The 15,116-nt window shown below is 53.5% G+C and carries 14 protein-coding genes; 9 read left to right on the forward strand and 5 right to left on the reverse strand.

Annotation, left to right across the window (positions count from 1 at the left end; all coding sequences use genetic code 11):
• Positions 1-109: 109 nt before the first annotated feature.
• A complete protein-coding gene (slmA, locus tag ACREYP_RS22035) occupies positions 110-706 on the forward strand; it encodes a nucleoid occlusion factor SlmA (RefSeq protein ID WP_008457430.1) in 597 nt (198 codons plus the stop codon).
• Positions 707-743: 37 nt separating this feature from the next.
• On the opposite strand, the gene pyrE is transcribed toward slmA, so the two are convergent.
• Together pyrE and rph are read right to left on the reverse strand one after the other, a co-directional pair.
• On the reverse strand, positions 744-1,385 hold the full coding sequence (gene pyrE, locus ACREYP_RS22040; protein WP_008457428.1) for an orotate phosphoribosyltransferase: 642 nt from the start codon (positions 1,383-1,385) through the stop codon (positions 744-746).
• Between the two features lie 65 nt (positions 1,386-1,450).
• On the reverse strand, positions 1,451-2,167 hold the full coding sequence (rph, locus tag ACREYP_RS22045; RefSeq protein ID WP_008457427.1) for a ribonuclease PH: 717 nt from the start codon (positions 2,165-2,167) through the stop codon (positions 1,451-1,453).
• 125 nt (positions 2,168-2,292) lie between these two features.
• Between rph and ACREYP_RS22050 the strand changes: the two genes are divergently transcribed.
• Entirely contained in the window at positions 2,293-3,156 is an 864-nt protein-coding gene (locus ACREYP_RS22050; protein ID WP_008457425.1) for a YicC/YloC family endoribonuclease, read from the forward strand.
• 45 nt (positions 3,157-3,201) lie between these two features.
• Here ACREYP_RS22050 and ACREYP_RS22055 read toward each other — a convergent pair whose 3' ends face one another.
• Positions 3,202-3,591, reverse strand: a complete 390-nt coding sequence (locus ACREYP_RS22055; RefSeq protein WP_336819419.1) for a hypothetical protein — start codon at positions 3,589-3,591, stop codon at positions 3,202-3,204.
• 186 nt (positions 3,592-3,777) lie between these two features.
• On the opposite strand from ACREYP_RS22055, the gene ACREYP_RS22060 reads away from it, so the two are divergent.
• Entirely contained in the window at positions 3,778-4,395 is a 618-nt protein-coding gene (locus ACREYP_RS22060; RefSeq protein WP_008457422.1) for a trimeric intracellular cation channel family protein, read from the forward strand.
• Here ACREYP_RS22060 and ligB read toward each other — a convergent pair.
• Entirely contained in the window at positions 4,389-6,092 is a 1,704-nt protein-coding gene (ligB, locus tag ACREYP_RS22065) for an NAD-dependent DNA ligase LigB (protein WP_498881045.1), read from the reverse strand. The genes ACREYP_RS22060 and ligB overlap by 7 nt on opposite strands.
• A gap of 245 nt (positions 6,093-6,337) precedes the next feature.
• Between ligB and gmk the strand changes: the two genes are divergently transcribed.
• Genes gmk through recG form a run of 5 tightly spaced genes read left to right on the forward strand, consistent with a single transcriptional unit; the run spans position 6,338 to position 12,209 of the window.
• Positions 6,338-6,961, forward strand: a complete 624-nt coding sequence (gmk, locus tag ACREYP_RS22070; RefSeq protein WP_008457418.1) for a guanylate kinase — start codon at positions 6,338-6,340, stop codon at positions 6,959-6,961.
• Between the two features lie 54 nt (positions 6,962-7,015).
• Positions 7,016-7,291 carry a DNA-directed RNA polymerase subunit omega gene (gene rpoZ / locus ACREYP_RS22075; RefSeq protein ID WP_008457417.1) on the forward strand — a complete coding sequence of 92 codons (276 nt, stop codon included), beginning with the start codon at positions 7,016-7,018 and terminating at the stop codon, positions 7,289-7,291.
• Between the two features lie 18 nt (positions 7,292-7,309).
• Entirely contained in the window at positions 7,310-9,430 is a 2,121-nt protein-coding gene (gene spoT / locus ACREYP_RS22080; RefSeq protein WP_166995804.1) for a bifunctional GTP diphosphokinase/guanosine-3',5'-bis pyrophosphate 3'-pyrophosphohydrolase, read from the forward strand.
• Positions 9,431-9,434: 4 nt separating this feature from the next.
• Positions 9,435-10,124, forward strand: a complete 690-nt coding sequence (gene trmH, locus ACREYP_RS22085) for a tRNA (guanosine(18)-2'-O)-methyltransferase TrmH (RefSeq protein WP_008457409.1) — start codon at positions 9,435-9,437, stop codon at positions 10,122-10,124.
• Positions 10,125-10,127: 3 nt separating this feature from the next.
• A complete protein-coding gene (gene recG / locus ACREYP_RS22090) occupies positions 10,128-12,209 on the forward strand; it encodes an ATP-dependent DNA helicase RecG (protein WP_336819421.1) in 2,082 nt (693 codons plus the stop codon).
• Here the strand turns inward: recG and gltS are convergent.
• Positions 12,206-13,408 (reverse strand): sodium/glutamate symporter, encoded by a 1,203-nt coding sequence (gene gltS, locus ACREYP_RS22095; protein ID WP_213716157.1) that lies wholly within the window; start codon positions 13,406-13,408, stop codon positions 12,206-12,208. The two genes, recG and gltS, sit on opposite strands and share 4 nt — an antisense overlap.
• A gap of 228 nt (positions 13,409-13,636) precedes the next feature.
• Between gltS and ACREYP_RS22100 the strand changes: the two genes are divergently transcribed.
• Positions 13,637-15,028: a nucleobase:cation symporter-2 family protein gene (locus ACREYP_RS22100; RefSeq protein ID WP_008457403.1), complete on the forward strand. Its 1,392-nt coding sequence runs from the start codon at positions 13,637-13,639 to the stop codon at positions 15,026-15,028.
• Positions 15,029-15,116 lie beyond the last annotated feature (88 nt).

Consider the following 15,116-nt stretch of genomic DNA (forward strand, 5'->3'; position numbering starts at 1 on the left):
CAACGTAACCCTACCGCGTAGATAACGTTAAAACAGACCGCAAACCAAGCGTTTGTGGGCGCGGTTCGGTGCTTACCTGACAAGGTATTTTTCAGGGGTATTTTAGAACATGGCAGAAAAACAGACCGCGAAAAGGAATCGTCGCGAGGAAATACTTCAGTCTCTGGCCCAAATGCTCGAATCCAGCGACGGCAGCCAACGCATTACGACCGCTAAACTAGCGGCAACCGTTGGCGTGTCCGAAGCCGCACTTTATCGGCATTTTCCCAGCAAAATGAAAATGTTCGATAGCCTGATTGAGTTTATCGAAGATAGCCTGATTACCCGCATTAACCTGATTCTAAAAGATGAAAAAGACACGCTGGCCCGCCTGCGGTTGATCGTACTTTTGGTGTTGGGTTTTGGTGAACGGAACCCAGGTCTGACGCGTATCCTCACCGGGCACGCGCTGATGTTTGAGCAGGATCGCTTGCAGGATCGCATCAACCAGCTTTTTGAACGCATTGAGGTTCAGCTGCGCCAGGTTATGCGTGAAAAGAAAATGCGCGAAGGCGAAGGGTTTAGCACCGATGAATCCTTGCTGGCGAGCCAGCTACTGGCTTTCTGTGAAGGAATGCTGTCACGATTTGTGAGAAGTGATTTCCGCTATCTGCCTACGGATGATTTTGATACCCGCTGGCCGCTGATTGCTGCTCAGCTTTACTAGTCAATAAGGGCCGGAAGGCCCTTATTTATTTTCCGACTTAGACGCCGAACTCTTCGCGATATTTACGCACTGCAGCCAGCTTGTCCGCCATTTCTGGCTTCTCTTCCAGGTAAGAAATCAGGTCTTTGAGCGTGATGATCGAAATGACTTTGCACTGATAGTCGCGCTCAACTTCCTGAATGGCGGAGATATCTGCACGGCCACGCTCCTGTCGGTCGAGAGAAATAAGCACCCCGGCAAGGCTCGCACCGTTCGCGGCAATGATCTCCATTGACTCACGAATAGCGGTCCCAGCAGTTATCACGTCGTCCACCAGCATAACGCGGCCCTGAAGCGCACTGCCCACCAAATTACCGCCTTCGCCATGATCTTTCGCTTCTTTGCGATTAAAGCAGTAAGGCACATCGCGCTCGTGGTGCTCAGCCAGTGCCACCGCGGTCGTTGTCGCGATAGGAATGCCTTTATAAGCCGGGCCAAAGAGCAGATCAAAATCGATGCCGGAGTCCATCAGAGCGGCAGCATAGAAACGCCCTAATAACGCCAGATCGCGCCCGGTATTAAACAGCCCGGCGTTGAAGAAATAGGGGCTAGTGCGCCCGGATTTCAGCGTGAATTCGCCAAACTTGAGTACCTGTTTGTTAAGCGCAAACTCAATAAACTGGCGCTGATACGGTTTCATGGATTTGCTCCTTAGCATTGTGACACGGACATAAAAAAAGCGACTTCTCAGTCGCTTTTAAAAAATTAATTTTCTAACGCCGCCTTCTGCGACGCGATGATGGAATCAATGCCCCCTCGAGCCAACGCCAGTAGCGCCAGTAACTCTTCGTGGGAGAACGGCTCACCTTCCGCAGTACCCTGCACCTCAATCATGCGCCCGTCTTCCATCATGACAACATTCATGTCGGTTTCAGCTGCCGAGTCTTCGACATATTCCAGATCGCAGAGAGCTTCACCGTTGACGATACCAACGGAAACCGCCGCAACCATCCCTTTCATAGGATTAGTTTTCAGTTTGCCAGAAGCGACCAGACCGTTTAACGCATCGGCCAGCGCTACACAGGCACCGGTGATGGACGCGGTGCGAGTGCCGCCGTCGGCCTGCAGAACGTCGCAGTCGAGGGTGATAGTAAATTCACCTAATGCTTTTAGATCCACCGCTGCGCGTAATGAACGGGCGATGAGACGTTGAATCTCGAGAGTACGGCCACCTTGTTTGCCTTTTGCCGCTTCACGGGCATTACGGCTATGGGTTGCACGCGGCAGCATGCCGTATTCAGCGGTGATCCAGCCCTGACCCTGGCCTTTCAGAAAGCGAGGCACGCCTTCTTCAAGGGTCGCGGTGCACAACACTTTGGTATCACCGAACTCGACAAGCACGGAACCTTCAGCGTGTTTAGTGTAATGACGGGTCAGGGTAACTGGGCGCACTTGTTCGGCGCTACGACCTGATGGACGCATGGGCTTTTCTCCGGCTAAAACGAATGTGGCTGCGCATTATACGGACTTCAGGCGCTTATTCCTATCCTGCAAGACCCCTGATGGCTATAATCCCCCCATACATTAGCTGAAAACGGGTACGTACTATGATCCGCAGTATGACCGCCTACGCCCGGCGTGAAGTAAAAGGTGAATGGGGCTCCGCCTCCTGGGAATTACGCTCGGTAAACCAGCGCTATCTCGAAACGTATATCCGCATGCCGGAACAGTTCCGCAGTCTTGAGCCTGTTGCTCGTGAGCGCATTCGCAACCGCCTCACCCGCGGAAAAATTGAGTGCAACCTGCGCTTTGAGCCCGATGCCCGTTCACAAGGATCGCTGATTCTTAATGAAAAGCTGGCTAAGCAGCTGGTTGAGGCCGCTAACTGGGTCAAAATGCAAAGCGATGAAGGCGAAATCAACCCGGTTGATATTCTACGCTGGCCAGGCGTGATGGCCGCTCAGGAGCAGGATCTTGATGCGATTACCGCTGAAATCCTTTCCGCTCTTGATGGCGCCCTGGACGACTTTATTGTTGCCCGTGAAACCGAAGGTCAGGCCCTGAAAGGGCTGATTGAACAACGCCTGGAAGGCGTCAGCGCCGAAGTGGTTAAAGTCCGTGCTCAAATGCCAGAAGTAGTGAAATGGCAGCGCGAGCGCCTGGTTAACAAGCTGGAAGAGGCCGAAGTTCAGCTTGAGAACAACCGCCTTGAACAAGAACTGGTGCTGATGGCACAGCGCATTGACGTCGCGGAAGAGCTGGACCGTCTGGAAGCCCACGTCAAAGAGACCTACAACATCCTGAAAAAGAAAGAAGCCGTTGGTCGTCGCCTCGACTTTATGATGCAGGAGTTTAACCGCGAGTCGAATACTCTGGCCTCCAAGTCTATCAATGCCGACGTGACCAATTCAGCTATCGAGCTGAAAGTCCTGATCGAGCAGATGCGCGAACAGATTCAGAATATCGAATAGCGTGACATAAGCCTGCGTTCAGCAGGCTTTTTCTTTTGATGCGTACTAGGTATACGCCAATAGCTGCTCCGCAGTGATAAGCCTCATCTTTTCAAGCTGAATAGCTACCGCTCTCGGAGAACGTTCAAACTCATCCCCCAGGGTTTCGATAGCGCCAGTTTGCTCAAATCGCTCTGCAAGAATCAGTTTCTCTTCTTCGGCCCAGGGAAAGTGAGACTTAGCCGGACGTCCTTCGGCAAGGTTACGCTGCTGTCTCTCCTCAGGGGTTAGCCTGGGCTTTTTCTGTTTTTCCGGGCTCACCGACAGCTCCTTAGCCAAGGCAAACAGCGCTCTTATCGCTTCCGGCTTATTGGCTGTTGATTTAGCGCCAAGCACCTCTCCAGTTTCTGGATTGACGCCATTTGCTAGCGCTTTTAACATCGCCGATATTTTCATTGCGCCTCCTTAAATACTTCTACTAATCCATTTAATTTTAAAAGAACCTGACAACACCCAAATATAAAGGACAAATTTTATATTTTGGATAAATAAAACTAATCCATATTCATTCAGCTTAGAAAATCTCAATCGTGACATAGTGCACAAAACGTTACCCTCTGCCGGTATTCTGAGGGGACAAATATGCTGCTACACATTCTTTATTTGATTGGTATTACGGCGGAAGCCATGACCGGGGCCCTGGCCGCCGGGCGTCGTCGCATGGATACGTTTGGCGTCATTATTATCGCCACTGCCACGGCGCTGGGCGGCGGTTCTGTTCGCGATATTCTGCTGGGCCACTATCCCCTCGGCTGGGTGAAACACCCTGAGTACGTAGTGATTGTTGCCGTTGCGGCAGTACTCACAACCATCATGGCTCCCGTAATGCCGCACCTACGCAAACTCTTTTTGGTACTGGATGCGCTGGGTCTCGTTGTCTTTTCTATTATCGGTGCGCAGGTTGCTTTGGATATGGGCGAAGGCCCAATCATTGCGACCATTGCCGCCGTTGTCACCGGCGTCTTTGGCGGTGTTCTAAGAGATATGTTCTGCAAACGAATTCCCCTCGTGTTCCAGAAAGAACTGTACGCTGGTATCGCCTTTGCTTCAGCCGTGCTGTATATCGCGCTGCAGCACTACGTCAGCAGCCATGACGTCGTGGTTATAGCAACCTTATTGTTCGGCTTTAGCTCTCGGCTACTGGCACTGCGTCTGCGGCTTGGTCTACCTGTATTCCATTACAAACACGCCGATCACTGATGACCAAAACCCGGGATGTTATGCTGGCCAAGGAAGGCGGCCAGGGCAATCACCTGTGGATGCTTCATAAAATCGACTAACTGACTTGCCCGCTTAGCCCCCACTCCGGGTAAAGTTTGCCATCGGGATTGATCCCAGTCGCCAAGCTGCTGCCAGTGCTTGTCTTTAAGAACGGCATGCGAACTTCGCGGCAGCGGCATCCCTAAGGCCAATACCCAGCGGATAAACGGCTGTTTTCGGGACAGAGAAAACTGATGCCATAACAGCTCGGCTTTTTTCACTGAAATTCCCGGTAAACCAGACAGAATTGTCTTGTTCAAATCCAGCCATGAAAAAACGTGCTGAAAGCGTGACGTCATGTGTAAATGGCGCCAGGTGCTTTGACTAACGCCAGCCAAATCCAGAACTCGCTTTTGGCTCATCTCCGTCAGACGGGCAATGAATTGTTCTGCGCATTCAGATGAAGCATAAAGGCAAGTCACCGGTGTAAAAGCCACCATTTCCGGTATGGATGTGTCTCGCTGACTGACGCGCCAGACGACTTCGTCCATCCGAGGTATTCCCTGTCCCGCCAGACTTATTTTTACTTTATCACCGGCCACAACATCCCATTCCTGCCAGCGCTTTAGTGAACCGATATTCACTCGTCGAACACGTTTATCGTCGAGCTGAACCTCTTCCAATTCAAGCACGACGGACACCTTACCCGTTCGCCCTACGGCAAAATCAACGTTACGGACCACGGCGATTTGCTCAGCAGGAGGATATTTCCACGCGATGGCCCACTCCCCCTGCCCCGGCTGCCAGAATTTAGACTCGGGTTCACGTTCCTGACGAATCACAATGCCATCCGTGACAAAGGGAAGAGACTGGCGAAACCACCCCTCACGTAAGCGGGCAATTTCATCAATATTTGTTACAGGCCGGGACCATAGAGCAGTCAGAGAAAACCCGGCATCACGCAATATACTGCCTTTTTCAGCATGGCTTTTGGGGCCATCTGGCCATGCCCAGATAAAAATGCCCAGCGCGTCTGGATCGCTAACCGCCCCGGTACGAAGCATTTCCCCGGCAACTTTAGATCTCGCATTCACACCTCCAGCCAGGCTTTGAATATGGCCTTCCCGTTTCAGGAAAAGCTCGCCTTGCAGCACACTGTTCGCAAGAGATCCGGCAAGATGAAGGGGTATGGCATCAATACCGGCAGCTTTATGCGTCCAGTCCTCTCCTTTAATGCCATTGCCACGGCTTAGCATTTTCACCAGCCGCCCTTGTTGATAGACCAGTGTGATAGCCACCCCATCTACTTTGGGCTGTACCCATAAGTTCTGTCGGCCTACAGCCCATAGCTCGACTGCACGTTTATCCGGTAGCTTTTTCAGCCCTGTATGCGCAACAGGATGAGACGAGTTTCCTGCTGCTCCCATCCTTGCAGATTCTGCCTCTTGCCCCTGTTTAATGCAGCGCCTCCAGACAGACAATGTCTCCTTTAAGTCATCGTAAACGGCATCGCTCACCAAACTTTTTCCCTGCTGGTAATAGGCGTCATCCCAGAGGGATAGCTGGTGCGTAAGGCGTTCAATCTCCTTCTGTGTTCTGACATCAGACCATGCTGGACACGATGCCATTACCGTTGATGAAACCCCCAGTAAAATGACAAAAACTGCTAACGCGACCCCTTTCATACCACCCTCCATTTCCTTTCTCCGGGGAGGTATAACCGTGTCCAGCATCAATCGCGAGCATGAAAGATCCTGCGTACGAGATACGTCCCTAAAAACTAATCTCGTTGCATCGAGAATGACAAAAAGGTGGAAAACATCGCGTAAAACACGAGAAAAAACGCACCTGGCAATGACAAAACCTACGTACTGGGGCAGCGGTGTGTATAATATGCCGGTAGACGCTCTTCCCTTTATGCATACCGATTAAGTTAGAACTCATGGCTCAAGGCACGCTTTATATTGTTTCCGCTCCAAGTGGCGCGGGTAAATCCAGCCTCATCCAGGCTTTGTTAAAGACGCAACCGCTGTATGACACCCAGGTTTCCATCTCGCACACCACTCGCGGTGAACGCCCAGGTGAAAATCACGGGGAACATTACTTCTTTGTCAGCAAAGACGAATTCCAGCAGATGATCGCTGAAGACGCTTTTCTTGAGCACGCGGAAGTATTTGGTAACTACTACGGTACATCCCGCCAGGCGATCGAAAATGTGCTGGCGACCGGCGTAGATGTGTTTTTAGATATCGACTGGCAGGGTGCAGAGCAAATTCGTAAGAAAATGCCGCAATCCCGCAGTATCTTTATTCTGCCGCCGTCAAAAGACGAGCTGGACCGGCGCCTGCGTGGTCGCGGTCAGGATAGCGAAGAGGTGATTGCAAAACGCATGGCGCAAGCCGTTGCAGAAATGAGTCACTATGCGGAGTATGATTACCTTATCGTTAATGATGACTTCGACACTGCCCTGTCTGATTTAAAGATAATCATTCGTGCCGAGCGTCTACGAATGGGTCGCCAAAAGATGCGACATGACGCTTTAATCAGCAAACTATTGGCAGACTGACACCAGTTTCAGTATCATGCCCAGTCATTTCTTCACCTGTGGAGCATTTTAATTATGGCACGCGTAACCGTTCAGGACGCTGTAGAGAAAATTGGTAACCGTTTTGACCTGGTACTTGTGGCCGCGCGTCGCGCTCGTCAGATGCAGGTTGGCGGTAAAGATCCGCTGGTACCGGAAGAAAACGATAAAACGACCGTTATCGCACTGCGTGAAATCGAAGAAGGGTTGATCACCAACCAGATTCTCGATGTTCGTGAGCGCCAGGAACAGCAAGAGCAGGAAGCCGCAGAACTGCAGGCCGTGACTGCTATTGCTGAAGGTCGTCGTTAATTAGCCTGCGGGTAGCCCTTGTATCTGTTTGAAAGCCTGAATCAGCTGATTCAAAACTATCTGCCAGAGGAGCAAATTAAGCGCCTCCGGCAGGCATACCTTGTCGCACGTGATGCTCACGAGGGACAAACACGTTCAAGCGGTGAACCCTATATCACCCATCCCGTCGCCGTTGCCTGTATCCTGGCCGAGATGAAACTCGACCATGAAACGCTAATGGCAGCGCTTCTGCATGACGTGATTGAAGACACCCCGGCCACCTACCAGGATATGGAACAGCTGTTTGGCAAAAGCGTTGCCGAACTGGTGGAAGGGGTTTCTAAGCTAGATAAACTGAAGTTCCGCGATAAGAAAGAGGCTCAGGCCGAAAACTTCCGCAAAATGATCATGGCGATGGTGCAGGATATTCGCGTCATTTTGATCAAGCTTGCCGACCGCACGCACAATATGCGCACGCTTGGGTCATTGCGCCCAGATAAACGCCGCCGTATTGCCCGTGAAACCCTCGAAATTTATAGCCCACTCGCTCACCGCCTCGGTATTCATCACCTGAAAACCGAACTGGAAGAGCTTGGCTTTGAAGCGCTTTATCCGAACCGCTACCGCGTCATTAAAGAAGTGGTTAAAGCGGCGCGAGGTAACCGCAAAGAGATGATTCAAAAAATCCTCTCTGAAATCGACGGGCGTCTTCAGGAAGCAGGCATTGCCTGCCGCGTTAGCGGTCGCGAAAAGCACCTTTACTCCATTTACTGCAAGATGACGCTCAAAGAACAGCGTTTCCATTCGATCATGGATATCTACGCGTTTCGCGTCATTGTCCATGACATGGATACCTGCTATCGCGTCCTCGGGCAGATGCACAGCCTCTATAAACCTCGTCCAGGGCGGGTGAAAGACTATATCGCCATCCCGAAAGCGAACGGCTATCAGTCCCTGCACACCTCAATGATTGGGCCGCACGGCGTCCCGGTTGAAGTGCAAATCCGTACTGAAGACATGGATCAGATGGCGGAAATGGGGGTTGCTGCGCACTGGGCTTATAAAGAGCAAGGCGAAAGCAGCACGACGGCACAAATCCGCGCTCAGCGCTGGATGCAAAGCCTGCTGGAGCTGCAGCAAAGTGCCGGTAGTTCATTTGAATTCATCGAGAGCGTAAAATCCGATCTGTTCCCGGATGAGATTTACGTTTTCACCCCGGAAGGCCGCATTGTAGAGCTGCCCGCAGGCGCAACGCCGGTGGACTTCGCCTACGCGGTACATACCGATATCGGTCACGCCTGCGTAGGCGCTCGCGTCGATCGCCAGCCTTACCCGCTTTCACAGTCGTTGACCAGCGGGCAGACTATCGAAATCATCACCGCACCCGGGGCGCGTCCAAACGCCGCATGGCTTAATTTTGTTGTCAGTTCCAAAGCTCGCGCCAAAATTCGCCAAATGCTGAAAAATCTGAAGCGTGATGACTCCGTCAGTTTAGGGCGTCGCCTGCTCAACCATGCGCTCGGTGGCAGCCGTAAACTGGCTGAAATTCCTGCCGAAAATCTCCAGCGTGAACTGGACCGCATGAAGCTTGCGTCACTTGACGACCTGCTGGCCGAAATTGGCCTCGGGAACGCAATGAGCGTCGTCGTGGCGAAAAACCTGCAAGGGGAATCACCGGTTGCTGCTCAGTCAGGCACAGCGCCTTCAGCAAATCACAGCAACTTGCCAATCAAAGGTGCAGACGGCGTTCTGATTACCTTTGCCAAGTGCTGCCGCCCAATTCCGGGAGATCCTATCGTCGCTCACGTCAGCCCAGGTAAAGGGCTGGTTATCCACCATGAGTCTTGTCGAAACATTCGTGGCTACCAGAAAGAGCCCGAGAAGTTTATGGCCGTGGAATGGGATAAAGAGATCGAGCAAGAGTTTATCACCGAGATCAAGGTGGACATGTTTAACCACCAGGGTGCGCTGGCAAACCTGACCGCGGCAATAAACACTGCGGGCTCTAACATCCAGAGCCTGAACACCGAAGAGAAAGACGGCCGCGTATACAGCGCCTTCATTCGCCTGACAGCCCGGGATCGCGTCCATCTGGCGAACATCATGCGCAAGATTCGCGTGATGCCGGATGTGATTAAAGTGACCCGCAACAGAAACTAGAGTTATGAATCCTCAACGTTATGCGCGTATTTGCGAGATGCTCGCCAGACGCCAGCCGGACCTGACCGTTTGTATGGAGCAGGTGCACAAGCCCCATAACGTCTCCGCCATCATCCGTACCGCCGACGCAGTAGGCGTGCATGAAGTGCACGCCGTTTGGCCAGGAAGCCGTATGCGCACCATGGCGTCTTCCGCCGCAGGAAGTAATTCCTGGGTTCAAGTCAAAACACACAAAACTATCGGCGAAGCTGTCCGGCAGCTCAAAAGCGGCGGCATGCAAATTCTGGCGACTCATCTTTCCGATAAAGCCGTCGACTTCCGTGAGATAGATTACACTCGCCCCACCTGCATTCTGATGGGTCAGGAAAAAACCGGCATTACCGAAGAGGCGCTCGCGCTTGCCGATCAGGACATCATTATTCCTATGATCGGTATGGTGCAATCCCTGAACGTGTCCGTCGCCTCGGCGCTGATTTTGTACGAAGCCCAGCGCCAGCGCCAAAACGCAGGCATGTATCAGCGTGAAAACAGTACGTTACCGGAAGCAGAGCAGCAGAGACTGCTGTTTGAAGGTGGCTATCCTGTGCTGGCGAACGTTTCCCGCCGGAAAGGCTTACCGTACCCACATGTGAATCAGCAGGGTGAGATAGAAGCTGATGCCGCATGGTGGGCCACGATGCAGTCGGCGAAATAAGCCATGAAAGGCCGCCTGCTGGATGCCATACCGCTAAGCACGCTTGCCGGAGTAGGCGCCAGCCAGAGCGGAAAGCTGGCCAAAATAGGCCTGCATACCATCCAGGATCTGCTGCTGCACCTGCCGCTTCGCTACGAAGACCGTACCCATCTTTACCCCATTAACGACCTTCAGCCGGGCCTGTACGCCACGGTGGAAGGCGAAGTGCTGAACAGCAATATCACCTTCGGCGGACGCCGGATGATGACCTGCCAGATTAGCGACGGCACCGGCATTCTCACGATGCGTTTTTTCAATTTCAACGCCGCGATGAAAAACAGCCTTTCTGCCGGCAAGCGCGTGCTCGCCTACGGTGAAGCCAAACGCGGCAAATACGGTGCCGAGATGTTCCACCCTGAATACCGCATTCAGGGCGACCTCAGTACGCCGGATCTGCAGGAAACGCTCACGCCGGTTTACCCGACGACCGAGGGAATCCGCCAGGCTACGCTACGTAAGTTGACCGATCAGGCACTCGAGCTGCTGGATACCTGCGCAATTACCGAACTTCTGCCCGCCGAACTGAGTCAGGGCATGATGAGCCTGCCGGAGGCATTACGCACCTTGCACAGGCCGCCGCCGGACATGAAACTGGCCGATCTGGAAACCGGTAAACACCCGGCTCAGCAGAGATTAATCCTCGAAGAGCTACTTGCCCATAATCTGAGTATGCTGGCGCTACGAGCCGGGGCACAGCGCTACCATGCGCTACCGCTGGTTAATCACGACGCACTAAAAAACCAGTTACTTGCTGCCCTGCCCTTTAAGCCTACCGGGGCTCAGGAACGAGTCGTCGCAGAAATAGAACGAGATATGGCGCTGGACGTACCTATGATGCGTCTGGTGCAGGGCGACGTAGGTTCCGGTAAAACGCTGGTTGCCGCCCTGGCAGCCCTTCGTGCTATCGCACACGGTAAGCAGGTTGGCCTGATGGCCCCCACAGAATTGCTGGCTGAGCAACACGCCAATAACTTCCGTCAGTGGTTTGAACCATTAGGTATCGAGGTAGGCTGGCTGGCAGGGAAGCAAAAAGGCAAAGCCCGGATTGCGCAACAGGAAGCCATTGCCAGCGGCCAGGTTTCGATGGTGGTTGGCACTCACGCTATTTTCCAGGAGCAGGTTCAGTTTGCCGGGCTGGCGCTGGTTATCATTGATGAGCAGCACCGTTTTGGCGTGCATCAACGCCTGGCGCTGTGGGAAAAAGGTCAGATTCAGGGCTTCCATCCTCATCAGCTGATCATGACCGCAACGCCGATTCCACGCACGCTGGCGATGACTGCCTATGCTGACCTCGATACCTCAGTCATCGATGAATTGCCGCCGGGACGAACGCCAGTCACTACCGTGGCAATAGCGGACACCCGCCGCAGCGAGATAATTGAGCGAGTACGCAACGCCTGCCGCGACGAAAAACGTCAGGCATACTGGGTTTGTACCCTGATTGAAGAGTCTGAACTGCTGGAAGCCCAGGCTGCGGAAGTGACCTGGGAAGAGCTAAAAACCGCCCTCCCGGAGCTTAACGTTGGTCTGGTACACGGGCGCATGAAGCCACAGGAAAAACAGGCGGTAATGCAGGCATTCAAGCAGGGCGAACTGCATCTTCTGGTCGCCACCACGGTGATTGAAGTCGGCGTGGATGTGCCCAACGCCAGCCTGATGATCATCGAAAATCCTGAGCGTTTAGGGCTTGCGCAACTCCACCAGCTCCGCGGCCGTGTTGGCCGTGGCGCCGTGGCCTCTCACTGCGTGCTGCTGTATAAATCCCCGCTATCCAAAACGGCACAGCTTCGCCTGCAGGTGCTGAGAGACAGTAATGATGGTTTTGTGATCGCGCAAAAAGACCTGGAGATCCGCGGGCCTGGCGAGCTGCTAGGAACTCGCCAGACGGGTAACGCAGAATTCAAAGTGGCCGATCTGCTGCGGGACCAGGGAATGATCCCGCAGGTTCAGCGCCTGGCGCGCCACATCCACGAACGCTATCCTGAACAGGCTAAGGCGCTTATAGAACGCTGGATGCCGGAAACCGAGCGTTACTCCAACGCTTAAGCAAACAGCGGTAGCATCAGGAACAGCTTGATCACCACCGCATTCACGATGTCGATAAAGAACGCCCCCACCATCGGCACCACCAAAAATGCCATATGCGACGGACCAAATCGCTCGGTAATCGCCTGCATATTAGCAATCGCCGTCGGTGTGGCGCCCATGCCAAAACCACAGTGACCGGCGGCCAGCACCGCCGCATCGTAGTTTTTGCCCATCAAACGCCAGGTAACAAAAATAGCGTACAGCGCCATAAACAACGTTTGTACGGCCAGAATAGCCAGCATCGGTAACGCCAGAGAGGCCAGTTCCCAAAGTTTAAGGCTCATTAACGCCATCGCCAGGAACAGCGAAAGGCTGACGTTGCCCAGTACGGAAACCGCCCGTTCGAAGACACGATAGAAACCCACGGCCGCGAGCAAATTACTGAGAATCACGCCAATAAACAGCACGCAGACAAACGTCGGCAGCTCAAAAGGTGTGCCCTGCAATAACCCCGCAACGACACGCCCCACCGTCAGGCAGATAGCAATCAGGGCGATGGTTTCAATCATCACCAAAGAGGTAATGACCCGCCCGACATCTGGCTTTTCAAACGCGCCGGGGATCTCGTTATCTTCAGGCGCACCATTCGGCGTAGACGAATGTTTAACCAGGTAGCGGGCAACCGGGCCACCAATTAAACCGCCCAGCACCAGGCCAAAAGTCGCACAGGCCATAGCGACTTCCGTCGCATTCTGGAAACCATAGCGTTCGGTAAAGAGTTTGCCCCAGGCTGCACCGGTACCGTGCCCGCCGGACAACGTTATCGAACCGGCCAGCAGCCCCATCAGCGGATCGAGCCCCAACATGCTGGCCATACCGATGCCAATGGCGTTCTGCATGACCAGTAGCCCAACGACGATAAACAGGAAAATCCCCACCACCTTCCCGCCTTTGCGCAAACTGGCGATATTCGCATTCAGGCCGATTGTGGCAAAGAAAGCGAGCATCAAAGGATCTTTGAGGCTCATATCAAACTCAATTTCCCAGCCCATGCTCTTTTTCAGGACAAGCAGGGCTATCGCCACCAGCAGCCCACCGGCCACGGGTTCAGGAATAGTGTATTTTTTGAGGAAAGGGACCGAGTGGACCATTTTACGCCCCAGAAGCAGCACTAACGTGGCGGCCACCAGGGTAGAAAGGGTATCAAGATGAAACATTGCAGGACTCCTTTTATTGCGCATCCATCATTCGCGCTTAATTATCCTTCGCTGTTATTTCCTTCATGGATGAAATCAGCCGGCGCATTTTAACCAAAAAATGCGCCGCCGTTATAACTAATGCTCAATTTATGACATTTCGCTCTTATCCCATCAGGCTAGCAATCGTTTGCTTTTGCCGTTCAGTCCGTTAAAATCAGCGCTTTTCCAGCCATGAGATCGTCACTGATGTCCGTGAATGCCGTAGAGTCAGATAATGCGCAACCGGTTGCGCAGACTCGCCCGAGCGAACTAATTTATCGCCTTGAAGACCGCCCGCCGCTGCCACAAACCCTTTTTGCCGCCTGCCAACACCTGCTGGCGATGTTTGTGGCTGTGATTACACCGGCATTGTTAATTTGCCAGGCGTTGGGGTTACCGGCATCGGACACACAGCACATTATCAGCATGTCTTTGTTTGCCTCTGGCGTGGCTTCGATTATTCAGATCAAAGCCTGGGGGCCAGTAGGTTCAGGTTTGCTGTCGATTCAGGGCACCAGCTTTAACTTTGTCTCTCCGCTGATTATGGGCGGCATGGCGCTGAAAAATGGCGGTGCGGACGTGCCGACGATGATGGCGGCACTCTTTGGCACGCTGATGCTTGCCAGCTGCACGGAAATGCTGATTTCACGCGTGCTGCATCTTGCTCGTCGTATCATCACTCCTCTGGTTTCCGGCGTGGTGGTCATGATTATCGGTCTGTCCCTGATTCAGGTTGGGCTGACCTCTATCGGCGGTGGCTATGGCGCCATGGCCGATCACACTTTCGGCGCACCGAAAAATCTGCTGCTGGCAGGCGCAGTTCTGCTGGTTATTATCCTGCTGAACCGCCAGCGTAATCCGTACCTGCGCGTAGCGTCCCTGGTCATCGCGATGGCCGTGGGCTATCTGCTCGCCTGGGCTCTGGACATGCTGCCAGCCACGACTCAGGCCGCGAACACCGACCTCATCATGGTTCCTACGCCGCTGTATTACGGACTTGGCATCGACTGGAGCCTGCTGATCCCGCTGATGCTGGTGTTTATGGTGACCTCGCTGGAAACCATCGGCGACATCACCGCCACCTCCGACGTCTCCGAACAGCCCGTTTCCGGCCCGCTGTACATGAAACGCCTGAAGGGCGGCGTACTGGCTAATGGTCTGAATTCCTGCGTTTCTGCCGTGTTCAATACCTTTCCGAATTCCTGCTTTGGCCAGAACAACGGGGTTATTCAATTGACCGGCGTTGCCAGCCGCTATGTGGGCTTTGTTGTCGCCCTGATGCTGATCGTGCTGGGCCTGTTCCCGGCAGTAAGCGGCTTTGTACAGCATATTCCTGAACCTGTTCTCGGCGGCGCAACGATTGTGATGTTCGGCACCATTGCCGCTTCCGGGGTGCGTATCGTCTCCCGCGAGCCGCTGAACCGCCGCGCGATTATGATCATCGCCCTGTCGCTCGCCGTTGGCCTTGGCGTATCCCAGCAGCCATTGATCCTTCAGTTCGCGCCTGACTGGCTGAAAACCCTACTCTCTTCGGGCATTGCTGCCGGTGGGATCACGGCCATCGTGCTTAATCTGATTTTCCCGCCAGAAAAAGAGTAACGCCCTTACGCGCCGGCAATGATTTTTTGCCGGCGCGAAATCTCCTTTGACAATCCCCTCCTTGAGCTACAGCGGTAAATCGGGCATA

The organism is Enterobacter sp. TMH.L2, from assembly GCF_050847315.1.
Taxonomy (GTDB): Bacteria; Pseudomonadota; Gammaproteobacteria; order Enterobacterales; family Enterobacteriaceae; genus Cedecea.